Origin of the sequence: Aquitalea aquatica, from assembly GCF_013911085.1 — a bacterium.
In the GTDB taxonomy this organism is placed as follows: domain Bacteria; phylum Pseudomonadota; class Gammaproteobacteria; order Burkholderiales; family Chromobacteriaceae; genus Aquitalea; species Aquitalea aquatica.
In genome coordinates this window covers 59,795-85,200 of sequence record NZ_JACERN010000022.1, presented here as the reverse complement: position 1 = coordinate 85,200, position 25,406 = coordinate 59,795, and the positions used below count along the sequence as shown (strand labels likewise).

Here is a 25,406-nt window from a genome sequence, read left to right as displayed (position 1 = left end):
GCACACTGTGTTCCATGCAAACAAGCCATGCCGCGGATACCCCCGAGCCTGCGGCAAGGTGCTTGCTCTGTATCTGTTTAGGGTCTGGCAACGGGCCCGTTCTCCTCTGTCCTTTGTGTGACTTTGTGTAACCCGCCCCCTCAGGCGGGTTCTTTTTTTGCCCACGCCGTGTGCTGCGGCGGCAGGGAATGGCTCTGCTACAATGCCAGCCACACCACCACCCAGGATATTGCGATGAGCCATCCCCACGCCAACGATGTGAAAGCCTTTCTGCTGCAACTGCAAGACCGCATCTGCGCCGCACTGGAACAGGCCGATGGCGGCGGGCGCTTTGTCGAGGATGCCTGGCAACGGCCGGCAGGCGGTGGCGGACGCAGCCGCGTACTGAGCCAGGGCGTGGTATTTGAACAGGCCGGGGTGAATTTCTCGCATGTCAGCGGTGATGCGCTGCCGGCCTCGGCCACCGCCCATCGCCCGGAACTGGCCGGCCGCCGTTTTGAAGCCATGGGCGTGTCACTGGTGATTCATCCGGAAAACCCGCATGTGCCCACCAGCCATGCCAATGTGCGCTTTTTCATTGCCGAACAGGATGGCGCCGAGCCGATCTGGTGGTTTGGCGGTGGTTTCGACCTGACACCCTACTATGGCGTGGAAGAAGACGTGGTCCACTGGCACACGGTGGCGCGCGAGCTATGCCAGCCGTTTGGCGACCGCGTCTATGCCGACTACAAGAAATGGTGCGACGAGTATTTCTTCCTCAAGCACCGCAATGAAGCACGCGGGGTGGGCGGACTGTTTTTTGACGATCTGAACCAGTGGGGCTTTGCCCGCTGCTTCGACTTCATGCAGGCCGTGGGCCTGGGGTTTGTCGAGGCCTATGTGCCCATCGTGGACAAGCGCAAGGCCACGCCGTGGACCGAGGCGCAACGCCAGTTCCAGCTCTACCGCCGTGGCCGCTATGTGGAATTCAATCTGGTATGGGATCGCGGCACGCTGTTCGGCCTGCAGACCGGCGGCCGTACCGAATCCATCCTGATGTCGATGCCACCCCTGGTACGCTGGGAATATGGCTATCAGCCGGCCGAGGGCAGTGCCGAGGCCGAGCTGTACCAGCGTTTCCTGCCGGTGCGCGACTGGGTCTGAACAGGCTTATGCCACGCCAGGAGGCTGCCCCCGCAGGTCGAGACAGACCCGGTTGCGGCCCTCCTGCTTGGCGCGGTACATGGCATCATCGGCCCGTTTCAGCACGGCCTCGGCCTTGTTGTCGCTGACCAGCACCACCGCACAGCCCATGCTGGCGGTCACTTTATCCGGCAAGCCCAGCTTGGCCCAGTTAAGCCGCTCCAGCTGCAGACGCAGACGCACGGCCGCTTTCATCGCATCACGCAGCTCGGTATTGGGCAACACCAGCACAAATTCTTCGCCCCCCAGCCGCGCGACCAGATCCTGATTGCGCAACATGCGCCGCGCCAGCCGCACCAGCACTTTCAACACCTCATCGCCCACGGCATGGCCAAAGGTGTCGTTGATTCGCTTGAAGTGATCCAGGTCCACCATCACCAGCGCAAACACCTCGCCACGTTCGCGGTAGTCCTCGTACAGCTGTGACAGCACGGACTGGAAAGCGCGGTGGTTCAAGGCCCCGGTCAGCGGGTCGTGCTCGGACAGGCGACGCAGCTCGCGATTGAGCACCCAGGTGCGGGTGAGCAAGGCCAGCGCCAGCCACAGCAGCAAGGCCGCCACGATGCCGGGTGCCGTTCCCTTGAGAATCTCCAGCGCCAGCACGCCATTGGGCAGGTAATGCAGCACCCGCATGCCGGTGTCTCCCACGGCAAATACCTTGACGTGGGCAGTGGGGCCGGCCAGGTAGTCGGCCATCACCGGCAGGCGCAACAGGTTTTCCTGCGGCAAGGCCTGCTCGGTATTGGCCGCGACAATCTGGTTCTGGGCATTCAGCAGATACAGCTTGCCCAGCACCTCGCCCGAGCGGCTCAGCAACTGCTGCAGGGTGCTGATGCTGATATCCATGTTCAGTGAGCCATAAAAATGGCCTCCGGCCACAATGGGTTGGCCGATGGTCAGCATGGCGCCCTTGCCCGCCTGATCGATATACACCGGCGTCATCAGCCGCCGCCCCGTCGGATTGGCTTCCGGCAGCGCCATGCGCCAGAACACGCCATTGGGCGTTTCCAGGCTGTAGTGGTAATCAGCAGCAGGGGCAAACGGATAAAGATAGATGAACTGCTGACGTGACACGTAGTAAATCCACGCCACGCCATGGTCATCCAGATTGCGGTAGGCGGCGCTCATCATCGGTGCCAGCCCCAGCGCCACGGCGATCTCGCGCTGGCGGGCCGGCTCGGGCTTGCCGGGCAGCACCAGTCCGGTCAGATTGCCGATCTGCTCGTGATTGAGCGGTGGCGGCAAATGATCCAGAGAAAAATAATTACTCCCCGGCACATGGCGCAGCGCCGACAATTGTTCATCCACATCATGGGATGGCTCGCCCGATTGCAGCTCGCGTACGGCCTCAGCCTGAATGGTGTCGATAAAACCGGATATTTTCTCGAAATGCTGGCGGATGCCGGTGACAGCACGGTGGGCATACTGGTCGGACAGGCTAAGTGAGCGGGAATAGACATACCAGCCGTTGGAAACAACCAATAGCATAAACACCAGCGTTAATATGCCGCGGAAGGCCCGCTGGTGATCCAGCACCATTTCTCCCAACAGCATCCTACGCATATTGCCAACCCGCTTGCGACTCTCTCGACACCATAGCCATGTACTTTATCTAGGCTCACACGCTAACACGGGTGTTAGCAGAGCTGTACTTTGCTCGGTCGATTCGCAAGCCGGCATTGAAAAAACGGGTCAGATTGACCCGTTTTTCCCACAACAACCCGCCGGATCAGAGTGCGAGTTTGGTAATCGCTTCCTTGGCGGCATGAATAGCGGTAGCACGCTTGTCTTCGCCCATATTCACCGCTTCAGCCCGCACGAATTCGATATCGCTGATACCCAGAAAGCCCAGCACGGTACGCAGGTAGTCTTCCTGGAAATCCATCAGCTGGCCCTGCTCGGTGGAGTACACACCGCCGCGGCTGGAGACGATCACCACTTTCTTGCCACCGGCCAGGCCCTGCGGACCATTCTCGGTGTACTTGAAAGTGCGGCCAGCTGCAGCCACGCGGTCAATCCAGCTCTTCAGTTGCGAGGGGATGGAAAAGTTGTACATCGGCGCACCGATCACCAGCACGTCGGCCGCCAGGAATTCTTCGATCAGCGCATTGCTCAGCGCGCTTTCGCTGCGCTGGGTATCGGTCCAGTCGGCTTCGGCAGTGAAATTGGCGCCGATGATTTCGCCGGACAGATGGGCAATCGATTGGCTGGCCAGATCACGGTAGCTGACATCGAGAGCGGCATGGCGCTGGCGCACGGCATCCACCACGGCGGCCGTCAGCTGACGGGAAACAGAATTCTGGCCAAGAATGCTGGAATCAAGGTGTAGCAGTTTCATGATGGACTTCCTTTTTGTGCAGTTTGGTATGGGTGAATAGTAGTTTTTGATACCAATCATGACTAGACTGCAAAAAAAGGAAACATTGTTCCACCCATAGGACAATTTCATGCAAGACCTCAACGACCTGCTGTATTTTGCCAAGGTGGTGGAATTCGGTGGTTTCATGGCGGCCAGCCGCATGCTGGGCATCCCCAAATCCCGCTTGTCACGCCGGGTAGCCGAGCTGGAAGAACGACTGGGTGTACGTCTGCTGCAACGCACGACACGGCGGCTGGCACTGACCGAGGTAGGCAGCAGCTATTACCAGCACTGCCAGGCCATGCTGGCCGAAGCCGAGGCGGCAGATGATGCCATTGCCCGCATCACTGCCGAGCCACGCGGCCTGGTACGGGTCAGCTGCCCCGAGCTGCTGGCCAAGACCTTGCTGGCACCGGTACTGCCGCGCTTCATGCTGCGTCACCCACAGGTACGGGTCAGCCTGGAAGCGACTAACCGGCGGGTGGACCTGATCGAGGACAATATCGATGTCGCCCTCCGCGTGCGCAACAGCCTGGACAACAGCGCCAACCTGGTGGTGCGCCAGTTGTCGGTCAGCCAGGTCATTCTGGTGGCCAGCCCTGATTTCATGCGCCAGCACCCCATGCCGCAATCGCCGGCCGACTTGCTCGCCCTGCCGGCGCTAACCATGAGCCGCCCGGATGGGCGTGGCCTGTGGCAGCTGCTGGACCAGGCCGGCCACACTTATAACCTGCAGATCGACAGCCCGCGCCTGATGACGGACGACCTGCTGGTACTGCTGGAAGCCGCCATCGCCGGTCTGGGCGTTGCCGCACTGCCGGTCATGGTCTGCGACGAAGCCTTGCAGCAAGGGCGATTGCTGCGGCTACTGCCGGAATTCGACAGCCCCTGGGGTATTCTGCATGCCGCCTTTACCAGCCGGCGCGGCCTGTCGCCCGCCATTCGGGCCTTTATCGATTTTCTGGTGACCGACCTGATCCCGCCGGGCCATCCCTCCTACCCACCAGCCGGCTAGGACGGCCGACCGGCACGCTGTGCCTGCAGATAGGCATGCAGCTGGGCGGCCGTGAGCGGCCGGGCAAAATGATAGCCCTGGGCCTGCTCGCAGCCCATTTGCCGCAGCAGCTCGGCAATCTGCTGGCTTTCCACGCCTTCGGCCAGCGTCTGCAATTGCAGCTTGCGCGCCATTTCGATGATGGCGCAGACGATATTGCCGTCGTCGGCATCTTCGGCCAGATGGCGGATAAAGGATTGATCGATCTTCAGCTTGTTGACCGACAGCCGCTTGAGGTAAGCCAGGCTGGAATAACCGGTACCGAAGTCGTCGATGGCGAGCCGGACACCCAGCTCGCTCAGCCGCGACAAGGTGTGCAACACGGCTTCGGTCTGGTGCAGCAAGGTGGTTTCGGTCAGCTCCAGCTCCAGCAGCTGTGGCGGTAAACCACTGTGCGCCAGCGCCTCGGCTACGGTATGTTCCAGATTGCCGCGCTTGAACTGCACTGCCGAAATATTCACCGCCACGCACAGCGGGCTGTCGTGTTCCTGCTGCCACTGTACCGCCTGGCGGCAGGCTTCGCGCAGCACCCACTCGCCCAGCGGCACAATCAGGCCACTGCTTTCTGCCATGGGGATGAACTCGGCCGGTGCAATCAGCTGCGCGCCATCCTGCCAGCGCACCAACGCCTCCACGCCCAATACCCGGCCATCCTCCAGCCTCACCTGCGGCTGGTAGTGCAATACGAACTGGCCGGCCTCCAGTGCCGCCATGAAATGGCTGCGCAAGCGCAAGACTTGCTGCGCCTCGACATTCATCCGTTCATCGAACAGGCGGTAAGTATTACGTCCGGCATCCTTGGCGTGATACATCGCGGTATCCGCCTTTTTCATCAGCGTGGTGAAATCACCGCCATCATCCGGATACAGCGCCACCCCAATGGAGGCCGAGGTGGACAGCTGATGATGCTGCAGGACAAAGGGCTGCTCCAGACCATGCAGGATGCGCCCGATCAGCAGCGCCAGCCCTTCCACTCCCCCCATGCCACGGATGCCGGGCAACAATAACAAGAACTCGTCGCCACCCAGCCGGCAGGCGGTATCGTGCTCGCGCAGCAAGGACTGCAAGCGCTGCGCCACCGCTTGCAGCATCTCGTCGCCCACGTCATGCCCCAGGGAATCATTGATGGTCTTGAAACCGTCCAGATCCAGGAACAGCATGGCCAGCCGCTCTTCGTGACGCTGGGCCAGGCCGGTCAGCTGGCAGAAGCGGTCTTCGGCCAGAATGCGGTTCGGCAGGCCGGTCAGCGCATCGTGATGGGCGAGGAAGGCAATCTGCTGCTGCTGCCGCTTGCGCTCGCCAATATCCTGGAACAGCAACACCGTGCCGACATTCTTGCCATCCTTGAGCAGCGGGTAGGCATCGTAACGCACGGCCAACAGGCTGCCGTCGGCGCGGGTAAACACGTCGTCGGCCTCATGCACGGTCTGCCCTTGCTGCACTGCCTGGCGGATCAGGCAGTCTGCGGGTGGCAGGGGCCGGCCATCGGCCTGCTGCCCATGAATCAGCCCAGGCAGGTCCTGCGCGTGCAGGGCGGCTTCGTCGGCATGGCCCAACAGGTGGCGGGCGGCCGGATTGGAAAACAGGTAGCGGCCCTGGCCATCCATACCGCAGATGCCCTCGCCCACCGAGTTGAACAATTGCTGGAAGCGGTCTTCGCTGGCCTGCAACTCGCCACTGGCATGCAGCCGCCGTTCTTCCGAGCGGCGCAGCCGCTGCAGCAGCCAGGCCAGCAACACCAGCGACAGCAAGGACACCACCACCGTCCCCAGCAAAGTGGCATGCCACTGCGCCAGGAAGTCATCGCTGGCAATGCCGGCCGCCACATAAAAAGGAAAATCACCCACCCGCTTGAACGCGTAAATCCGCTCGATATGATCGATGGCGGCATAAAAACGGATCACCCCCTGCTGCTCGCCGGCTTCCACCCGCTGGTGCATGGGATTGTTGTGCAAGGTCTGATTAACGGTGCCCGGCCGGGCCGGATGGCGCAACACCAGCCGGCCATCGTCACTGCGGCGAAAGGTAATCACCCCATGCGGCCCCAGATCCACCCCGTCGAACAATTGCTGGAAATAGCCGATATCCAGTGGCGCCATGGCAATGCCGGCAAAAGCGCCCTGCGGCGTGCGAATCGGCACTGCCATATACAGTTGCAGGCTGCGATTGATACGGCCGGTGGTCACTTCCGAAAAAAACAGAGACAGCTGCGGATGCTGGCTCAGGGCAATGAAATAGCTGCGGTCGCGCACATTGGCTTGTGGCAGCAAACGGTCCGAGGCATAGAGCACATTACCCTCGGCATCAATCAGCCGCAGGCCGACGATTTCGGGGAAATGGCGGGCCGGCAAGGCCAGTTGCCGCTGCATGGCCGCTGCATACTGCGGTCGGGCCGCCAGCGACAAGGCGGGTAGTGGCGTGCGCTGGGCCAGCTCTTCCAGATTGGCCTGGGTACGCCGTAGCGTCGCCTCCAGCCTGGCCTCCAGCACAGCCACCACATTACGGGCATTCACTTCGGCCTGATGCTGTTTCTCGACGTAAGCCGTCCCCAGCAGAAAGGCAATCAGTGCCGCCGTACCCATGAACAGCAGCAGGAAAAACACCAGATAAATACGTTGCGGGCGCTGGATCATGGGTAAAAGAAGGATCGTTGATGCTAAAAGCCATGTTAGCAAACCCTATCTGGCTGTCCTAGCAACTTCATGGTCAACAAGCTGATAAAAATCAAAGCTCCAGCCCGTCAAAAAATACAATGTCATTAATTGCCATTGCAAGCCATACAGAGCAGATTTTTCCACCACACTACCCCATTGCCACCTGCGAATTCACTGTGCTACACCACGGGTTTTGACTAAGCTGTGCCACGCACCTGGCCTTGCTGTGCCAGCGCTTACCCCCCCCGTGATGCACTTTCCGCGACAAGGAGTTGCCTGTGAACGCAAGATGGATTGATATCCCGGCCGCCGACGGCCAGACATTCAGCGCCTATCTGTCCCTGCCCCCCTGCGGCAGCGGTCCCGGCATTGTGCTGGTACAGGAAATCTGGGGTGTGAATGAACATATCCGCGCCGTGGCCGATCAGTATGCCCTGGCCGGCTATGTGGTACTGGCACCGGACGTGTTCTGGCGCCTCAAGCCCAGAGTGGAGCTGGATTATGACGCCGCCGGCACCCAGCAAGCCTTTGGCTACTACCAGACGGTGGATACGGCGCTGGCGGCTGCCGATGTTGCCGCAACCGTGGCGCAGTTGCGCCAGCTCCCCGAACTAACAGGCAAGGTCGCCACCCTGGGTTACTGCCTGGGCGGCCAGCTGGCATTCCGCGCCGCCGCGCAGAGCCAGGCCGATGCTGCCGTGTGTTTTTACGGCGGCGGCATCGATCAGCACCTGGCACTGGCCACCCAGATCAAGCAGCCCATTCTGTTTCACTATGCCGGCCAGGACGAGCACATTGCGCCCAGCGCCGTCGCCCAGGTCAAGGCGGCGTTTGCCGGTAAGGCCAATGCCGTATTCTTCGACTATCCGGCGGCCGGCCATGGTTTCAATTGCTGGGGCCGTCAGGCTGTCTACAATCAAACCGCCGCCGCGCTGGCAGCTGGCCGCACCCTGCAGTTCCTGGCCGAACATCTCTAAGCGTCTGCTCTGTACACAGACGGTTTGGCCTTGATCTGCCCAAACGGCCCCTCTATGGGGCCGTTGGTCATTGGCACTCAGGGTTGCCAGTCGCGGTAGGGCTGGTGCACTGCGGCATAAGCGCGGGCCAGTTCGCCACTGGCGCGTGCCGCCGCAATCGCCTTGCTCAGCACCTGGTTGACATAAGTGCCGCGCCGGTTGCAGGAAAGAAAGATCACGTCCGGGTAATCGTCGAAATGGGAGCGGTGCACATTATCCAGCTTGAGTTTGCGGATCAGGAAATCCGCCTCCTCCTGTGCCCAGATCACGCCGTCTATCCGCCCCTGGTTGAGCATTTTGAGCGAGCGTTCCAGATCCACCACACTCTCGGTGTGAAAGCCCCAGTTGGTTGGCGGTGCGGCCAGCTGATATTTGTTGAGGTTGGCCATGTCCAGTACCGCCGCCTTGTCCAGTGGCCTGGCCTTGTTGCTGTACAGGACAAAGCTGACCTTGCCCAGCATCTCATGACCAAACTGATAAGGCGTCTGGCTATCGGCTCCGTCGCGGATTTTCATGATGGGAAAGCGAAAATCGGCATTCTGATCGCTGATGTCCAGATAAACCCGCCGCACCGGCGCGATGCTGAGGCTGATCCGCCCATCGGGGTAGTACTTGTTCACCACCTTGATCAGATTGGCAAAGGGGCTGTCCACGACATTTTCCAGCACTTCCGGCAGAAACACCGCGATACCATGGATATCCGGCCGGTTGTAGGCCGCCGCCCCATCCGGCGTGACTGTCGCATTGCAAGCCTCTACCGGCAGCGGTAACAGGCCGAGGATAAGCGCGCCGCGCATGACAATTCGCCACATGTGTAAGCACCTTCAAGCAGCTTGCGATAATGCGTATTAGCATCAATCCGCCAACCGTGCTGGGCAAAATCAGCGCAAGCTCCATCCGCAATATCGGCGCAGGCGACTAGTCCAGCCAGGGATGCGCCGCCAGCCAACGACCCAGCTCATTGTCATTGGCACACTGCAGTTTGCTGAAGATATTGGCGCGGTGGGTTTCCACCGAGCGGTGGCCACACGGCGGCACCAGGATGCGGGCAATCTCCTTGTTGGGTTGGCCCAGCCCCACCAGCCGTGCCACCTCGCGCTCACGCGGCGTCAGCTCTGCCCAGCGTTGCAGGGCCTGGGCGCGGGCGCGCGCCAGCTCGATGGCCGCCGGCAGTTTATCCAGCAGCTGCTGGGTGTCCGGCTTTTCCACCCAGTCATAGGCCCCGCGCCGTACTGCTTCCAGTGCCGTAGGGATATCACCGTGCGCCGACAGGAACAGGGTGACCAGCGGGCTGTGTGCCGCCAGCAAGTGGTCAAACACGCTCAGCCCACTCATCCCGCCCAGCCGCAGGTCGAGGATCACACAGCCGGGCTGACGTAGATTGACCGCATTGAGAAAAGCCTCGCCTGAGGCAAAGGCCTGTACCGCCAGCCCCTGGGAAAATAGCAACAGGATCAGCGAGCGGCGTAGCGCTTCGTCGTCGTCGACAAGGAACAGAGTCAGTGGCAAGTCCTTCATGCTTCAACCGGTAAGGTAAAGGTAAACACCGCGCCACCACCGGCCCGGTTCTCAACCGTCATGGCACCGCCATGCGCTTCGATGATGGTGCGGCAAATATTCAGCCCCAGGCCCAGCCCATCTGGTTTGGTGGTAAAAAACGGAGCAAAAATCTGTTCGCGCTGCTCGGGGGGAATACCCGGCCCCGCATCGGCCACACTGATGGTGAGCAGCTGCTCCGCGCGCTGGCAGCTCAGCGTAATGGTGCGGCAGTGGGCCGGCTGGCCTTGCATGGCCTGTAGTGCATTGTGGATAAGATTGACCAGCACCTGCTCCAACAATACCGTGTCGCCGCGCACCGGAGCCGCCGCGTCGTCCAGCAGTAGCTGTAACTGCACACCGTGGCGTTGCAACTCCGGCTTCAGCAGCAGCGCGGCATGAGAGATGACATTCTCCATGCGCAGGCTTTCATGGTGCGCCCGCTGCGGGTTGATGAACACCCGTACCCGCTTGACGATTTCACTGGCCCGCCGCGACTGCTCGACAATTTCATCCAGTGTGCCGGCCAGCATGTCGGTTACCCCCTGCGCCGCCAGCGCCCGGGCGGCGACGGCAAAATTGGACAGCGCCATCAACGGCTGGTTAAGTTCGTGTGCCAGGGTGGAGGCCATTTCACCAACACTGGCCAGCCGTGCACTACGTGCCAGTTGCAGTTCCTGGTCGCGCTGGCGGGCTTCGGCCTGTTTTTGCGCAGTAATGTCCACCACCGAGCTCATCCAGCCACGGTGCACCCCCTGCGCATCCACCAGCGGCGCGGTGTACACCATGGTAATGACATCGTGTCCGTCCTTGTGGCGAATGCGTGACTCGAAGCCCTGCGGAGCAGCACGTCCCTGCAGCACCGCGTCGCTCTCGCGGGCCTGCTTTTCCAGATCATCCGGGTGCCAGTAAGGATAAGGTGGGCGGCGTCCCAGTAGCTCTTCCGCCGCATAGCCCACCATGGCGCACAATGCCGGATTGACATAGATGATGGTGCCTGCCGGGTCCCTAGCACGCATACCCACCAGCAAGGAGTCTTCCATCGCCTTGCGGAAGGTGTGCGCCTCTTCCAGATCCCGCGTGCGCTCCTCCACCCGGCGCTCCAGCTCCAGCCGCGCCGTGCGCTGTTCGACAAAGCGCTTTTCGCGCAGCCGCCAGTACAGGATGCCCAGCAGCAGCAGTGCCACCGCCAGGGCACTGAGCATCAGCGCCGCCTGGCGCGCCTGCACCACCTCTTTCATGTCGGTGGTCACCGTCAGCGTCCAGCCCAGTTCGGGCAAGGGGGTATCCAGCGCAAACAGTTCGCGCTGCTGGCCTTGCACCGTGGTGTGCAGGACAAATCCCGCCGCGTCACCCGCCGGTTCGCGACGCCAGGGCAGCACGGCAAAACGCTCGCGGCTGCCATACTGGCGATGGCCGCTAATCCAGCGCAAATCAGCCGGCGGCACTGGCTGGATACTGTGAAACAGCCACTCAGGCACCGCACTCAAAAAGACAATGCCATGGCTATCGCGCAGCACCACCGGGTCGCTGCCGCGCATCCAGGCACTCTGCAAAGGCTCCAGGCTGATCTTGACCACCACCACGCCCAGGATGGCACCCTTCACCCGCACCGGTTCGGCGATAAACAGACCGGACTGCCCAGTGGTGAGGCCAAGGCCATAAAACAGGCCGCGCCGACCGTGCAGGGCATCTTCGAAATAGGGCCTCTGCCGATACGACTGGCCGACAAAGCTCGAGGGCAGCTGCCAGTTGCTGGCGGCAAGCGTCAGCCCGGCGCGGTCGATGAGAAACAAGGCCGCCGCACCGGTAGTGCGCTGCAGATCAGCAAAATAGGCATTGACCCGGCCCTGCAAGGCAACATCCTGCGGCGTGCCGAGCAGGGTTTGTACGTCGGGATGGCGGGCCGCCGCATAAGGCAGGAAATCGTGTTTTTCCACCAGGCCACGCAGGCCCAGCACATGGGCAGCGGCGGCCTGACGCAAGGCGACGGTCTTGGATTGCATCTCATGCTGCGCAGCCCAGTTGCCCGATGCCACGATCAGAGCCAGAGCGCCGGCCAATATGATCAGCCTGCGCCAGTGGCGTGCTTTGAACCAGGCAAGCATGGCATTTCCCACAAGGCAGAGCAGACGACCATAGCAGCTGCCCCTGCGCTTTGGAACACGTCTCCGTAGTTTTACGGAGAAGCGGGCGACGAAGTTGCGGATGCCCATTCGCCTGCCGCCAGCGATAGTAGAAGGCCAAAAACGGGGGAAACCTACCCTCTCCCGCACAACAAAGGAGACAATATGAGCACCGCTTCCACCAGACCGGCCAGCCAGAGCCAGGCCAGCGAACGCATTTCGGGCAAACGCCTGCGCGCCATCTTTGTCGGCTCCGCCGGCAATCTGGTTGAATGGTTCGACTTTTACTGCTATTCCGCCTTCGCCCTGTACTTTGCCAGTGCCTTCTTCCCGGCACAGGACCCGACTGCGCAGATGATGTCCACCGCCGGTATTTTTGCCCTGGGCTTTTTCGTTCGCCCGCTGGGTGGCGTGCTGTTTGGCCACCTGGGCGACCGCCACGGCCGCAAGACGGCACTGATGGCCTCGGTGCTACTGATGTGTTTTGGCTCGCTGCTGATCGCCTGTGCCCCCACCTATGCCTCGGTTGGCATCCTCTCGCCGTGCATCCTGCTGCTGGCACGCCTGCTGCAAGGCCTCAGCCTGGGCGGAGAATACGGAGCCAGTGCCACCTATCTGTCCGAAATGGCCGACTCCAAACATCGGGGTTTCTATAGCAGCTTCCAGTACGTCACCTTGATTGGCGGCCAGCTGCTAGCACTGATCCTGCTGCTGGTCTTGCAGAAATTCCTGCTCAGCGCCGAAGAACTGCGCGCCTGGGGCTGGCGCATTCCCTTTGTCATCGGTGCCGGGCTAGCCATCCTCGCCCTGCGCATGCGCCACAACATGCCGGAAACCCAGTCGTTCGAAACTGCCCGCAAGCAGGCAAAACCGATGGGCGGACTGAAGCAGCTGGCACGCCATCCCAAGGAAGTATTGCTGGTGGTGGGCCTGACCATGGGCGGCACCCTGGCCTTCTATGTCTACACCACCTATATGCAGAAATTCCTGCGCCTGTCGGTCGGCCTGACCGACGGACAAACCACCGCGGTCTCCGCCGCCTCGCTGCTGTTCGCCATGTGCTTGCAGCCACTGTACGGTGCCCTGTCTGACCGCATTGGCCGCAAGCCGCTGCTGATCGGCTTTGCCCTGCTCGGCACCCTGTTCACGGTGCCGCTGCTCACCGCCATCCGTAACGCCAGCGGCCCGTGGGAAGCCTTTGGCCTGATTGCCTGCGCCTGGATCATCGTCTCTGGCTATACCTCGATCAATGCGCTGGTAAAGGCCGAGCTGTTTCCCGCCACTATTCGCGCCACCGGGGTGGGCGTCCCCTACGCCTTTGCCGTATCGGTGTTTGGCGGTACTGCCGAATACCTCGCCTTGTGGTTCAAATCCATCCACATGGAAAGTGGCTTCTACTGGTATGCCACCGCCGTCATCGGCTGCTCTTTGCTGGTCTGCTGGTTTATGCGTGATACCGCAGCCCATTCGCAGATTGATGCGGAAGCACGAGGGTAATCATGCGGCGGCCAGCCCGGCCGCTGCGGCCGGGAAGGGCTGGGTCATGACCGAATGTGGCCGCCGCCGGAGGGTGGCAGTTCACTCAGGCAATGACTGAGCGCGGTAATTTACAGCGCGCCATTGCATGAGCCGAAAGGCCCACTTGGGTCATGCTGTTCACTGCACAGAGAAGCACCGTGTCCAGATATGGGAAACGGTGCTTTTTTACGATTTCAGCGACTCCTCCAGCAGAAGAACCAGCACGCAGTCTTTAACTGCATGGCCTTCGCTACAGACGCCCCATTTTGCGGCAAGCCAAAACAAAAGCGCTGCCACCCGGTCCCGTCAGCGCGAGCCGACACGGTCATGCCGCCCAGGGTGTTAAGCGGTCGGCTGTCCACAGCGGCGCGACGCTAGCGCGCCGCAAGTTCCGGCCGCGCCCTGGCCGGCATGTTTCCGGTCTATACAGGCAAAGCAAAAGAAAGAAGCTCGCCAGCGGGGCGAGACCCGCGAAGTGGCTTTTGCTGTTGGTTTTAAACTGATGAGCACCGGGTGGGAATCCGCTGCGCGGATCATGTTTTACCTGCCGCTTCCGCGCAGCTAACGGGAAGGAGGGATTGCCTGGCCAATCCCTCCTTCACCTCCAAGGCCACCCCTGCAAGCATGGCCTGCGGCTACCCTCCGGGGCCCGTCACTGCTGCGGCACGGCTGGAACTCGCGATTGGCTAACGTCCAATCGCTCAAACAGCCAGCCGTTTAAAACCGCAGCAGTACCACCCGTCGGCATGCTTGACGGGGACGAGGGTCTCGTCGCCTGGTCCGGCATTTTTGATCAGTATCTGTGAGGATGGCCATCTTCTTATGCCAGGCTCAGCGACTGCAAGGCAAATACCGTTCAAACAACAGTGCAGACGGTAAGGTCCTTCGCTTAAACAAAAAAGCACCCTCTCCACCTAGGGGAAACGGTGCTTTGGGGGTGATTTTGGGGTGATTTCAGCGGCTCCGCCAGTCCGAAAAACTAGCCCAAAACCCTGAAGAAAACTGCCTTCGCCCACTTGGGCATCTTTGATTTACCGCCACCCGCAACTAGCAGGCTTGGCTACCCCACCGTCACCGGCAGACCACGCTTTATGGGGCAATATCCTTGTCGGCTTCTTGCAGGATCAGCCCGAGCAAGCCTGGAAAGCGTTGTTCGATATCCTGACGACGCAACTGGGCCATGCGGCTGTTGCCGCGGTCCACCTGGCGGATGAGGCCGGCTTCCCGCAGGATGCGAAAGTGGTGTGAGCGTGTGGCCTTGCTCAGTTGCAAGCCGAAAGAAGTGCAATGCCGTTCGGCAAATTCCACATCCTCCAGCAGCGCCTTGACCACCCGACGGCGTGTCGGGTCTGCCAGTGCCATCAATACTTTACCCAGTTCAATTTCATCCCGCTCAGGGTGCCCTTGCTCATCTGGCATTCATTCCTCTCCGAAAAATTCATTTGACATATATAAAACGCTGCTCTATAAAGCACTGGTTCGAAGATATTCGAACCTTCGACGAGTGTCAAACCATATGCGCATGATGATAGTGCGAGCCGCAAGATCTAATGCACTTAAGAGCAGGAGTTGATCGATGAAGATTGATCTTGGCCACGCATCGCCGGGCCTGGCTTACGAAAGCACCGTTCCGCGTCATATGGTGCACCGTGCAGCAGTCAGCGAAGTGTTCCTCACCGGCGGAGTGTGCTGCAGTGATCTGCATTTCCAGTGCAGTGCGCAATTGCCGCGAGCCCATCGCTATTTTAGTGATCACACCCACCCGCAGTCACACTACGACATGCTGTTGTTGCTGGAGGTGTTCCGCCAGGCTTCCATTTATGTCTCGCACGCTTTTCTGGATGTCAGCATTCAGGACAAGTTTATCTATCTGGATAGCGACACCCGGCTGCTGCAACGCTCTGCACTGGTGATGCGTGATTGCCCGGCCACGGCGCTGGTGGATGTGAAAGTGGTGGATGAGTATGTGCGCAACGGCGTGCGCTCTGGCGTGACACTGGACATGACCTTGCTGATCCAGGGCGAGGCTGCCGCGCACAAGCGCATGGGCATCCGCTGGCTGGATGAAAGCAGCTGGAACCGCATGCGGGCCAAGGCCATGCATAAAGTCATCGCCCATCCTGACCCGCAGATTCAGCTGCCAGCACCAGCCCTGCCCTCGCTGGTGGGCCGGGCTTATGCGGGTAATGTCGTGGTGGGCAGCAATATTCAGGAGCAGGATGGCGCGCTGATCGTTCCGGTGATTGTCGATCAGGGCAATGCCGGCATTTTCGACCATCCGCTCGATCATATTCCCGGCATGCTGCTGCTGGAGGCCTGCCGTCAGACCGCACTGATCGCGGCCAATCGCTACCAGGGTATCAATCCGGAAGAGGTTTTGCTGTCGCGCTGCCAGGTGCGCTTTACCCGCTTTGGCGAATTCGGCCTTGCCACCACTTGCCGCCTCACCAGTGATGCCGTTTGCCTGGCCGATGACCAGGAAACGGTGCTGATGTCCTTGCTGATCGAACAGGATGGCCAGGCAATCGCCACCGCCTCGCTGGAACTCACCGCGCTGGCCGGTAGCGCCGATGTCCGCCTGACCGCGCCGCTGACGCAGACGGAAAGGGTGTGAAATGCGTACTCCGAAAATGATCTGGTTTGATTTCGGCGGCGTGCTGTCGCCGCCCATTCCAGCGCTATTCCAGCAATATCAACACAAAACCGGCCTCGCTCCTGCGGTATTGCAGCAAGCCATGCGTGACGTGGCCGATGACATGCAGCTGCCCATGCTGGCACCAGTGGAAAATGCCGTCATCAGCGAGGCCGAATGGGGCGAGCGTCTGGAAAATGCCCTGCGCCGGCGCCACCCGGACATCGATTTGTCACGCGCCCGGCTGCGCGAATTCGGCGCGCAGTGGTTTGCCGGTGTCACGCCGAATCGGGCCATGGTGCAGGCGCTACGCCAGCTGAAGGCGGCGGCATATCAGGTGGGCATTCTCACCAATAATGTGCTGGAGTGGGAGCCCCACTGGTGGCCCGCGCTGCGGCTGGAGAGCGTGGTGGACCTGGTGGTGGATTCATGCAAGGAAGGCTGCCGCAAACCCGATGCCCGCTTTTTTGCCATTGCGGTACAACGGGCGGCTGTCGAACCGGCTGATTGCCTGCTGATTGATGACGTGGCCGAGAATATCGAAGCAGCGGCCAGCATGGGCTGGCAAACCCTGTTGTTCCAGGACAATGCCCAGGCCCTGCTGGAACTGGAAAGCATCACCAGGGTGGCCCTGCGTGAGCAAATGGAGCTGGTGGCATCATGAGCACTCCTGTCTCTGCCTTGGCATCGGTACGGGTTGGCGATATCCCGCATCTGGATGCCACACCGGTATACCAAACCACCAGCCCGGCCAACGGTATCGCGCGCATCATCTTGCCCAGCGGCCATGTCGCCTATCACCTGACCCGCTATCACCATGTACAGCAAGCTCTCACCGATACCCGCCTGGTGCGGCGTCCCTGCAATACCGAGGACGGTCCCAGCTTCCTGCCCACCATCACTCCCAACGAGCTGTTACTCAACAACGATGGCGCCAGCCATGCGCGCTTGCGCAAGGTGGTGGTGAAGGATTTCAGCGCCGCCGGGGTGGCGACACTGCGCCATGCAGTGGTGCAGGCCACCCACGCCAGGCTGGATGCCCTGCAATCGCGGACGGGCCCGGTCGACTTGCTGGGCCTGGTGCTGGAGTCCATACCATCGGAAGTGGATTGCCGCTTGCTGGGCATTCCGCTGGCGGATCGCAGTTATTACCGGCCGTTAACCCATACCGTACAGATTGCCGACCCGCGAGATGTACCGGAGTTGTTGCGCCAGTTCTGGCTGGTATACCACTACCTGATGGATCTGGTCACCGGACGCCGCCCCACCGCCCCCCATGGGCTGATCCGCCGCTTTGTCGCCGCGCGCGACGAAAGCACGCCGCCGCTGAACGATGAGGAGCTGGTGGGCATTCTGCTGGGCATTCTGATCGGCGGGGACCAGAACATCCTGACCGTGCTGTGCAAGGTGGTCTATGCGCTGCTGGCTGCACCATCGTTATGGCAGTCGCTGCGCGAGCAGCCCGAAGCCATCCCCGCCATGGTGGAAGAGCTGCTGCGGCTGATTCCACTGGGCAGCACCTCCACCTTTCCGCGCATCGCCAGTGAAGATGTTGATGGCAGCTTTGGTGTCATCCCGGCCGGCAGCGTGGTGTACGCCGATGTATTTGCCGCCAATCGCGACCCCGAGGTGTTTGCCGATCCCCTGCTGATTGATCCACAGCGCCATACCGCCAAGCATTTGCAGTTCGGTTATGGCATGCATCACTGCATGGGAGCCGCACTGGCCCGCATGGAAATCACCACCGTGCTGGAAATACTGCTGCAGCGCATGCCAGACCTGCAACTGGCGGTACCCGCCGCCAGTGTGCCATGGACCCACGGCACCATTCTGCGCAGACCCTCATCCCTGCCGGTCTGCGGATCAACCCTTCGCTAACAGGAAACGAGAATTACCATGAAGCAATCCATTGCAGACCAAGGACTGCTGGCGGTCATTTTGCTGGCCATCTTTGTCGTGCCCAGTTCCATTTCCGGCACTGCCCTTGCACTGCCGGCCATTGGCCGGGACATCCATGCCCCGCTGACCAGCCTGCAATGGGTGGTGAATGCCTTCAACCTGACTTTTGCCTGCTTCACCCTGTCCTGGGGTGCGGTGGCGGATAACTTTGGCCGTAAAACCTGCTTCAGCCTGGGCGCGGTGCTGTATGCGCTGGCCTCCTTGCTGTCGGCACTGGCCGACAGCCCCATGCTGCTGGATCTGTCGCGGGCACTGGCGGGTATTGGTGCGGCGGCAGTGTTTTCCTGCGGCATTGCCATTCTGTCCACCCGCTTTGACGGCGCGGCCCGCTTGCGCGCCTTTGCCCTGTTCGGCACTGTCGCCGGGCTGGGGGTGAGCCTGGGCCCCACCCTGTCCGGGCTGATCCTGGAGCATTTCAGCTGGCGCGCCATCTTCTGGTGCCACACCGTTGCCCTGCTGCTGGTCTTGCTGGGCAGCTCCTTCATTCCACGCGACCTGCCCAATATCGGCCAGCGCCTGCAATTTGATAGCGTGGGTGCCGGCCTGTTCATCCTGCTGCTGCTCGCCCTGATGACCGCCATCGTGCAAAGCTCGCAATGGGGCTGGAACAGCATGGGTATCCTGGCCCTGCTGGTGCTGGCCGTGGCCATGCTGGCGCTGTTCATCTGGCAGGAAAAGCGTCACCCCAACCCCATGCTTGATCTCTCCTTGCTGAGCAATCAGCGCTTTGTCGGCATGGCACTGGTGACGGTGGCGGCATCCTTCGGCTTTGTCACCTTGCTTACCTATCTGCCCAGCTATCTGGCCGGGGTGCTGCAATTGGCCCCCACCCGCGCCGGACTCACCATGTTGCTGCTGACCATGCCCATGCTGGTCTGCCCGCTGCTGGCAGGCAAGCTGGTGGCCCATGGTGTATCGGCCAACCGCGTGCTGAATGCCAGCCTGCTCAGCTTGCTGCTGGGCATCCTGTTGCTGGCCACCAGCAGCAATCCATCCAGCAATGGGTGGCAACTGGCACTGCCCATGCTGCTGCTAGGCTGCGGCATGGGGCTGTCTGCCGGTCTGGTGGATGGCATGGCGCTGAAAATGGTGCCAGCAGAAAAGGCGGGCATGGCCGCAGGCTTGCTCAATACCTTCCGCCTGGGCAGTGAGGCGGTGGCAGTGGCACTGTATGGTTCACTGCTGGCCACGCTGCTGGGCGATGCGGTACACGGCACGCTCACCACCTTGAGCAGCGATGCAGAGCAAATTCGCAGCTGGATCAACGATGCCGCGGCAGGCAATCTGACCACACCCGCCTCGCTAGCGGCCAGCCAGCTGCAGAGCATTCTGATCAAGGGCTATGACCAGGCTTTTCACGGCGTGTTGTGGGTACTGGCTGCCATCATCATGCTGCTTACCGTGCTGATTGCCTGGCTGATCCGCCCGGCCATGCCGGCCACAGAGGCCAGCCAGCCCTTGTAGACAAGCGAAACCCGCCAAGGTGGCCGCGCGCCTGGGCGCCGCCTTGCCGTTACCGGTAACAGACTGATCCAGTCGGCGGCAACATCAGCCTGCTTTGCTATCTGGCCACATTACTGTCGGGGGCTTTATGTCCAAGTTGCTTATTGATGATGGAAAAGTGCTGCTTGATCCACTGCTTCTGAAAAAATTGCGCAAAAACAAATGCTTTAGCCAGGATGACCTGGCAAGGCATGCCAGTAATCGCCGCTGCCCGGTATCCAGCGCCTCGATCAAACGTGCCGAACTCGGCTCGCCGGTACGCTACCGCACCGCCAAGAACCTGGCCCTGGCGCTGGATGTGGAAGTCGACAGCCTGTTTGCCCGCCTGGAATAATACTGTAGTAATAAATTGCTACCGATTTGATATTTATCTGATACCAAGATGATGCGGATATGATGCTGAAAACCATTCTCCATATTTATATATTTAATGAGCTGATGATTCAGCACATTATTTATTTTGGAGAAATTGAAAATGGCACAGATTTACAATATCTATGTAATCAATAAATCGGCAGATACCCAAAATTTCTGGTTGTTTTTGAAGCCACCGCAAGCCATGGAAGCTGACCCGGCCGTATTTGCCAACTCCAGCGCTTGCCTGACCATCGACAGCAATTCGCAAAGTTTGAATAATTTCGGCATTCCGCTGCAATATCGTGTGGGCTCGGGTGCCACTAACCAGGCTGTCGGCCTGGACGTGCAGATTTCTTCAAATGTTTCACTGGATGCTGAGATTAACCAGGCCTTTCAGGCCAATTACCAGGAAACGGTGCCGCCCAAAAAAGGGCCGACCATGAAACAAACCGGTGCTTCCACCAAGGATGGCACCATTCAAATTACCAGCAATAATTTTGACAAACCTGGCAATGAAGAAAACAGCTGGTTCTCGAATATGAGCTTCGGCATTCAATCGGCAGCCGGTTTTATTGGCATGACCTGGTCGCCGGCACCGGGCATGACTCGCACCCTGGAGCCGAAGTTTTCCTTTTATATCAGCACCGGTTCCTTCGATTACAACTCCCTGGCGCAATGGACCGATGTATCCAGCCAGGCCGCTACCGTGCAACTGTCTGACTTCAAGCAATTCAATTGCACGGTGACCCTGCTGCCCAACGGCACATGGACTGTTTCCCCAGGCCGCCCGCCGCAGCAAGTCTCCGCCCAGGCGTATCAGACGCTGGTTTCCAGCCACCAGGCTCTGTGCAATTCCCATGCCGAGCTGATCAGCCTGGCCAATGCAATTGAGCCGCTGGGTGACGGACTTGCCGCCACCGCTCAGCTGGATGTGATTACCGAAGTGGACTGGAATAATCAGCTCAAAGCCGCTGACGGCGCCTTCACCTTCCTGTCCGGCCGCCTGCGCGTGGGCACGGCATTGGCGGCTGGTTTTGGCTTTTTCATCCTCAGCGGGGTGCGCTTTACCATCAAGAACGGTGGCACCGGCGGCACGCAATTCGACTTTGAATATAACGGCACCCAGAGCGCCCAAAACATCAAGGCGCTGTTGCACGCCGGGGTAGAAGCAGAATTCCGTAAATAAACCTGCGTATCGCCACTGGCCCGGCCCGGATATCTGTGCGATGTCCGGGCTTTTTATCTGGCCAGCGTGCTTGCCCCGTCAGTATCCAAGGGAAAGATCAGTAACGCTGCAAACCATGCAGATAGCCATCCAGGGCATGGCTGACCACTTCCGCCAAGCGCTCACAACCGGTGGCCGCCGCTGACTCTGCCCGATAGAGCATGAGCCGGATATCCGGCAGTGCCGGTAGATCGTGACGCAGCTGCAGCGTATCCGGCAGGCCAAGCGGGGTGCGCACGGTAAGCCCCAGCCCCGCTGCCACGGCAGCCCATATCCCGCTCAGGCTGCTGCTGCAAAATGCCTGCCGCCAGCCCAGGCCCGCCTGCTCCAACGCGCTACAAGCAGCGGTGCGCATCAGACAGGGGGCCTCGAATGCCACCAAGGGAATGGCGCTGTCTGGTACATGGGCCACCGGGCTGGACTTGCTGTCTATCCAGCACAGCGGCAGCGTCCCCATCACCTGTTGATATGGCCATGGCTGACCACCATCCCAGGCCAAGACCAGATCAAGCTCCCCTTTGGCCAGGCCATCCAGCAATGGCTGATTGCGCGCCACTTTCACATCCAGCCGGAACTGCGGATGGGCCCGCGTGAATTGCCCAAGAATCTCCGGCAACAGCGACTCGCCAAAGTCTTCCTGCATGCCGAAGCGTATCCAGCCTTGCTCCAGTCCACTGCCCTGCACCGCTTGCACAGCCTCGTCATTCAGCGCCAGCAAGCGGCGCGCATAGGCCAGCATGACTTCCCCGGCAGGCGTCAGCACCAGGCCCCTGCCCGCCTTGCGCATCAGCGCTTGTCCTGCCTGTTCTTCCAGCTTTTTCAATTGCGCACTGATGGCTGATGTCGACCGGTTCATACGCTGTGCAGCCAGGGCAAAGCTGCCCATCTCCACGCCAGCCACAAAGCTGCGCAGCACATCCAGATCCAGGCTGATACGACTCGCCATAATAGTCCTGAAAAAATGAACAATTAATCAAAAAAATTTTGATTATCAAAACCATTCTGACTGGCTAAGCTGGCTTCTGTCAAAACCTGCAAGGGAGTAAAGCATGCCCACCTCCTCGTCAAACAGCATGCAGAACATGGCCACCGAAGCGGCCAAGCTGGCCGAGCTGACCGAATCCCTGTTATTTGGCGACATCTGGCAACGTACGCCACTCAGCCCACGCGAGCGCAGTATCGCGACAGTAGCGGCACTGGTCGCACTGTACCGGCTGGAGCAGCTGCCCTTTCATTTGCAGCTGGCCATGGATAACGGCGTCAGTCGGGCCGAACTGGGCGAGCTGATCACCCATCTGGCCTTTTACGCCGGCTGGCCAGCTGCGGTATCGGCAGTGGACAGGCTGGCCGACATCCCACAAGCAAAGTGAGCCCGCCATGCCCTATGTCCGTATCGCGCTTGCGGCAGGCAAGCCGCCAGCCTGGCTCTCGTCCATCTCGGCCAGCCTGCAACAGGCTTTGGAAGAAAGCTTTGAAGTACCGGCCGGTGACTGCTTTCAGGTTTTCCAGCAATGTCAGGCGGGGGAACTGGTGTTTGATCGGGACTATTTTTCAGGCGGCCGCAGTGACGATTTCATCCTGTTTCACATCACGGCAGGCCGCCCACGCAGCGCCGCGTGCAAACGCGCCTTTTTTGCCCGCCTGGCAGAACGCCTGGCGGCCAGCCCCGGCCTGCGCCAAGAAGACATCATGGTGGTGATCACCACCACGGAACTGGAAGACTGGTCATTTGGCAACGGCAAATCCGCCCTGCCAGACCATTCGTTTTCCCACCGCTAACAACACCTCGCAGCACACCCAGGCCAAAGCGCATCGCTACAGCGGGGTGTTGTCAGAGGATCTCAGGAGTAAGCCCATGCTCGCCATGCAATACCGTTTTACCCTGCCAGCCGACTACGATATGGCCATCATCAGGCAGCGCATCCAGCAACGTGGCCATCTGCTGGATGGCTTTCCCCAGCTGGAATGGAAGGCCTACCTCTGGTCGGAACGGGATGGCCAGCACCAGGGCGCGGTCAATGCCTATGCCCCGCTTTATCTGTGGCAGGACAACGACGGCATCAACCAGTTTCTGGCCAGCCCCGGCTTTGCTGCCGTTTGCGCAGACTTCGGCCGGCCGCAAGTCGATATCTGGTCGGTATGGGCTTGCCTGGGCAGCCAGACCATGCCTGCGGCCACCGTTTGCTATGAACAAACGCAAGCGATTGCACCAGGGACATCGCTCGCCGCACTACGCCAACAAGAACAGCAGCAGGCCACCAAGCTACACCAGCAAGGTGCCTTGTGTGTGCTAAGCGCTTACGACCCGCAACAATGGCGCATTTTGCGGATGTCGGCCTGGGATGCCGAGCAAGATTGCCTGCGCCAGACAAGCCACCACACCAGCTATCAGATTGGCTATGTGGCGACAAAGCGATAAGGCACAGCAGCACCATGCCGGAGAACCCTCCGGCATGGCTTACCCAGCGTCAGGCAAACAACCAGCCCACCTCCTGACCACTTCGCCGCACACCGGCCAGCAAGGCGGCGAAACACCGTTACGCACGGCCGCGCAGCATCACTATCCGGTAACGATGCGCTGCATTGTTGCCTCATCGTGGAACCAGGTGTCGGCAAAGAAGCTGACTTCGCCACTGGCCAGATTGTGTTTGGCACCAATAATGCCGATCTCGCCGGCGGCGATCATCTGCCCAAGGATGAAGCTGCGGTTGATGATGGAACGCACCGAGCGGCGTACATTCAGGTCGGCCACATTCTCCACAAAGGTGCTGTTCTGCGAATTGCGCCTGGCCGGGTCCAGGGTATGGCTCTCTTCGTACACCGCAGGCTGGATCTTCGACAGCAGCTCAGTCAGATTGCCCAGCTCCACATGGTCACAAGCCCCCTTTATCGCACCACATGAGCTGTGTCCGAGCACGACAATGAGTTTCGATCCCGCCACGTGGCAGGCGAATTCCAGGCTGCCGAGGATATCGGTGTTGATGACATTACCGGCAATGCGCACCGAGAAGATGTCGCCCAGGCCCTGGTCAAAGATCAACTCGGCCGAGGTGCGGCTGTCAATACAGCTGACAATGGTGGCAAATGGCCATTGGCCGTCGCGTGTTTCGTTGGCCTGCTGAAGCAAATCACGGCTGGCGCGCAGGTTGTTCACAAAGCGGGCATTGCCTTCCTTGAGCAACTGCAAGGCAAGTTCTGGGCTGCAAGTGGCTTGTGTTTCAGAGGTGTGCGTTTTCATGGCGGGCGTATCTTGATGGCGACAATGGGATGTGGTCGCCATGGTAAGCGCAGCATAAAATAATTAATAATCGATAATAGTTATTCAATCCATAGTAAAAAACCTATGAATGCCACTTTTCGCCAGCTACGCCTGTTTCTGGCCTTGGCCGAACACGGCAGCATCACCGCTGCCGCCAAGGCTTGCCATGTCACCCAGCCCACCGTATCGATGCAATTGCGCGAACTGGCGGACACCGTCGGCCTGCCGCTCTACGAACAGATCGGCAAGCGCCTGCACCTGACCGAGGCTGGCGAAACGCTCGCCAGGACAGCACAGGCCATGCTGGAGCAATGGCGGGAATTCGAACAGGACATCAATGCGATGAAGGGGCTGGAGCAAGGGCGCTTGCGCGTCGCCCTGGTCAGTACGGCCAAGTACTTTGTCCCGCGTCTGCTGGGCAGTTTTTGCGCGCAGCATCCAAATATCGAGATTTCGCTGGAGATTCTCAACCGCGATGGCGTCGTGGCACGCCTGCGTGAGAACCGCGATGATCTTTACATCATGTCGATGCCGCCCGAGAGCCTTGAGCTTGAGCAGCATGCCTTCCTGCACAACCCCCTGGTTCTGATCGCCCCGGCAGCACACCCGCTGCAAGGCCGCCAGCTGGAACTGACCGAGCTGCAGGCGGAACGATTCATCCTGCGCGAACGCGGTTCTGGCACGCGCCTGGCCGGTGACGCTTACTTCGCGCAATGCGGCTTCGTACCAGCGGTGCGGCTGGAGCTGGGCAGCAATGAGGCGATCAAGCAGGCCGTATCCGGTGGCCTGGGTCTAGCCGTGATCTCGCGTCATGCACTGGCCGCCCGGCCAGAGGACGATCAACTGACCGTTCTCGATGTCGCCGGCTTCCCGCTGCAGTCGCACTGGTTCACCCTGTATCCGCGCGGCAAAAAGCTTTCCCCGATTGCGGCGGTATTCCTTGAGCATCTGCAGCAGTCCGCCGCCGAATGGAGCGAGCGGCGCGAGTCTGGCGTGTAGCAAAAAACAGGGGCCAATGCCGGCTAA

At 60.4% G+C, this 25,406-nt stretch carries 23 protein-coding genes; 14 read left to right on the top strand and 9 right to left on the bottom strand.

Annotated features, from left to right (window positions below):
* The first annotated feature begins 234 nt into the window (after positions 1-234).
* On the top strand, positions 235-1,143 hold the full coding sequence (hemF, locus tag H2Z84_RS06295) for an oxygen-dependent coproporphyrinogen oxidase (protein ID WP_181835219.1): 909 nt from the start codon (positions 235-237) through the stop codon (positions 1,141-1,143).
* 6 nt (positions 1,144-1,149) lie between these two features.
* Here hemF and H2Z84_RS06290 read toward each other — a convergent pair whose 3' ends face one another.
* Both H2Z84_RS06290 and H2Z84_RS06285 read right to left on the bottom strand, forming a co-directional pair.
* Complete coding sequence (locus tag H2Z84_RS06290) at positions 1,150-2,670, bottom strand: sensor domain-containing diguanylate cyclase (protein ID WP_181835218.1); 1,521 nt, start codon at positions 2,668-2,670, stop codon at positions 1,150-1,152.
* A gap of 241 nt (positions 2,671-2,911) precedes the next feature.
* On the bottom strand, positions 2,912-3,520 hold the full coding sequence (locus H2Z84_RS06285; RefSeq protein WP_181835217.1) for an FMN-dependent NADH-azoreductase: 609 nt from the start codon (positions 3,518-3,520) through the stop codon (positions 2,912-2,914).
* A gap of 109 nt (positions 3,521-3,629) precedes the next feature.
* Between H2Z84_RS06285 and H2Z84_RS06280 the strand changes: the two genes are divergently transcribed.
* A complete protein-coding gene (locus H2Z84_RS06280) occupies positions 3,630-4,556 on the top strand; it encodes a LysR substrate-binding domain-containing protein (protein WP_181835216.1) in 927 nt (308 codons plus the stop codon).
* Here H2Z84_RS06280 and H2Z84_RS06275 read toward each other — a convergent pair.
* Positions 4,553-7,228, bottom strand: coding sequence for a bifunctional diguanylate cyclase/phosphodiesterase (locus H2Z84_RS06275; RefSeq protein WP_181835215.1), 2,676 nt, complete (start codon positions 7,226-7,228; stop codon positions 4,553-4,555). The two genes, H2Z84_RS06280 and H2Z84_RS06275, sit on opposite strands and share 4 nt — an antisense overlap.
* Positions 7,229-7,527: 299 nt before the next feature.
* On the opposite strand from H2Z84_RS06275, the gene H2Z84_RS06270 reads away from it, so the two are divergent.
* A complete protein-coding gene (locus H2Z84_RS06270) occupies positions 7,528-8,226 on the top strand; it encodes a dienelactone hydrolase family protein (RefSeq protein WP_181835214.1) in 699 nt (232 codons plus the stop codon).
* A gap of 77 nt (positions 8,227-8,303) precedes the next feature.
* Here H2Z84_RS06270 and H2Z84_RS06265 read toward each other — a convergent pair whose 3' ends face one another.
* The 3 genes from H2Z84_RS06265 to H2Z84_RS06255 all read right to left on the bottom strand — a co-directional run bounded on the left by H2Z84_RS06265 (position 8,304) and on the right by H2Z84_RS06255 (position 11,909).
* Positions 8,304-9,077: a hypothetical protein gene (locus H2Z84_RS06265; protein ID WP_181835213.1), complete on the bottom strand. Its 774-nt coding sequence runs from the start codon at positions 9,075-9,077 to the stop codon at positions 8,304-8,306.
* A 106-nt stretch (positions 9,078-9,183) separates the two neighbouring features.
* Positions 9,184-9,783, bottom strand: a complete 600-nt coding sequence (locus H2Z84_RS06260; RefSeq protein ID WP_181835212.1) for a response regulator transcription factor — start codon at positions 9,781-9,783, stop codon at positions 9,184-9,186.
* Complete coding sequence (locus tag H2Z84_RS06255) at positions 9,780-11,909, bottom strand: sensor histidine kinase (RefSeq protein ID WP_181835211.1); 2,130 nt, start codon at positions 11,907-11,909, stop codon at positions 9,780-9,782. The genes H2Z84_RS06260 and H2Z84_RS06255 overlap by 4 nt, the downstream gene beginning before the upstream one ends.
* 183 nt (positions 11,910-12,092) lie before the next feature.
* Here H2Z84_RS06255 and H2Z84_RS06250 point away from each other — a divergent pair, with 183 nt between their 5' ends.
* Positions 12,093-13,424, top strand: a complete 1,332-nt coding sequence (locus H2Z84_RS06250) for an MFS transporter (RefSeq protein ID WP_181835210.1) — start codon at positions 12,093-12,095, stop codon at positions 13,422-13,424.
* 1,110 nt (positions 13,425-14,534) lie between these two features.
* On the opposite strand, the gene H2Z84_RS06245 is transcribed toward H2Z84_RS06250, so the two are convergent.
* Positions 14,535-14,864 carry an ArsR/SmtB family transcription factor gene (locus H2Z84_RS06245; RefSeq protein WP_181835209.1) on the bottom strand — a complete coding sequence of 110 codons (330 nt, stop codon included), beginning with the start codon at positions 14,862-14,864 and terminating at the stop codon, positions 14,535-14,537.
* Between the two features lie 157 nt (positions 14,865-15,021).
* Here H2Z84_RS06245 and H2Z84_RS06240 point away from each other — a divergent pair, with 157 nt between their 5' ends.
* The 6 genes from H2Z84_RS06240 to H2Z84_RS06215 all read left to right on the top strand — a co-directional run bounded on the left by H2Z84_RS06240 (position 15,022) and on the right by H2Z84_RS06215 (position 21,082).
* Complete coding sequence (locus H2Z84_RS06240; protein ID WP_181835208.1) at positions 15,022-16,059, top strand: ScbA/BarX family gamma-butyrolactone biosynthesis protein; 1,038 nt, start codon at positions 15,022-15,024, stop codon at positions 16,057-16,059.
* 1 nt (position 16,060) lies between these two features.
* A complete protein-coding gene (locus tag H2Z84_RS06235) occupies positions 16,061-16,741 on the top strand; it encodes an HAD family hydrolase (RefSeq protein WP_181835207.1) in 681 nt (226 codons plus the stop codon).
* Positions 16,738-17,955: a cytochrome P450 gene (locus H2Z84_RS06230; RefSeq protein WP_181835206.1), complete on the top strand. Its 1,218-nt coding sequence runs from the start codon at positions 16,738-16,740 to the stop codon at positions 17,953-17,955. The genes H2Z84_RS06235 and H2Z84_RS06230 overlap by 4 nt, the downstream gene beginning before the upstream one ends.
* 18 nt (positions 17,956-17,973) lie before the next feature.
* Positions 17,974-19,500 (top strand): MFS transporter, encoded by a 1,527-nt coding sequence (locus H2Z84_RS06225; RefSeq protein ID WP_181835205.1) that lies wholly within the window; start codon positions 17,974-17,976, stop codon positions 19,498-19,500.
* A 127-nt stretch (positions 19,501-19,627) separates the two neighbouring features.
* Positions 19,628-19,873 (top strand): XRE family transcriptional regulator, encoded by a 246-nt coding sequence (locus H2Z84_RS06220; protein ID WP_181835204.1) that lies wholly within the window; start codon positions 19,628-19,630, stop codon positions 19,871-19,873.
* A 141-nt stretch (positions 19,874-20,014) separates the two neighbouring features.
* Complete coding sequence (locus H2Z84_RS06215; RefSeq protein WP_181835203.1) at positions 20,015-21,082, top strand: hypothetical protein; 1,068 nt, start codon at positions 20,015-20,017, stop codon at positions 21,080-21,082.
* A gap of 97 nt (positions 21,083-21,179) precedes the next feature.
* Here H2Z84_RS06215 and H2Z84_RS06210 read toward each other — a convergent pair whose 3' ends face one another.
* A complete protein-coding gene (locus H2Z84_RS06210; protein ID WP_181835202.1) occupies positions 21,180-22,067 on the bottom strand; it encodes a LysR substrate-binding domain-containing protein in 888 nt (295 codons plus the stop codon).
* Between the two features lie 103 nt (positions 22,068-22,170).
* Here H2Z84_RS06210 and H2Z84_RS06205 point away from each other — a divergent pair, with 103 nt between their 5' ends.
* The 3 genes from H2Z84_RS06205 to H2Z84_RS06195 all read left to right on the top strand — a co-directional run bounded on the left by H2Z84_RS06205 (position 22,171) and on the right by H2Z84_RS06195 (position 23,540).
* The gene (locus H2Z84_RS06205) at positions 22,171-22,491 is read left to right on the top strand and encodes a carboxymuconolactone decarboxylase family protein (protein WP_181835201.1); all 321 of its coding nucleotides are present in this window, start codon (positions 22,171-22,173) and stop codon (positions 22,489-22,491) included.
* 7 nt (positions 22,492-22,498) lie between these two features.
* On the top strand, positions 22,499-22,900 hold the full coding sequence (locus H2Z84_RS06200; protein ID WP_181835200.1) for a tautomerase family protein: 402 nt from the start codon (positions 22,499-22,501) through the stop codon (positions 22,898-22,900).
* A gap of 76 nt (positions 22,901-22,976) precedes the next feature.
* The gene (locus H2Z84_RS06195; protein ID WP_181835199.1) at positions 22,977-23,540 is read left to right on the top strand and encodes a DUF4865 family protein; all 564 of its coding nucleotides are present in this window, start codon (positions 22,977-22,979) and stop codon (positions 23,538-23,540) included.
* A gap of 141 nt (positions 23,541-23,681) precedes the next feature.
* Here the strand turns inward: H2Z84_RS06195 and H2Z84_RS06190 are convergent, their stop codons facing one another.
* Entirely contained in the window at positions 23,682-24,359 is a 678-nt protein-coding gene (locus H2Z84_RS06190) for a carbonic anhydrase family protein (protein ID WP_181835198.1), read from the bottom strand.
* Between the two features lie 105 nt (positions 24,360-24,464).
* Here H2Z84_RS06190 and H2Z84_RS06185 point away from each other — a divergent pair, with 105 nt between their 5' ends.
* Positions 24,465-25,379, top strand: a complete 915-nt coding sequence (locus H2Z84_RS06185; RefSeq protein WP_181835197.1) for a LysR family transcriptional regulator — start codon at positions 24,465-24,467, stop codon at positions 25,377-25,379.
* Positions 25,380-25,406: the final 27 nt, after the last annotated feature.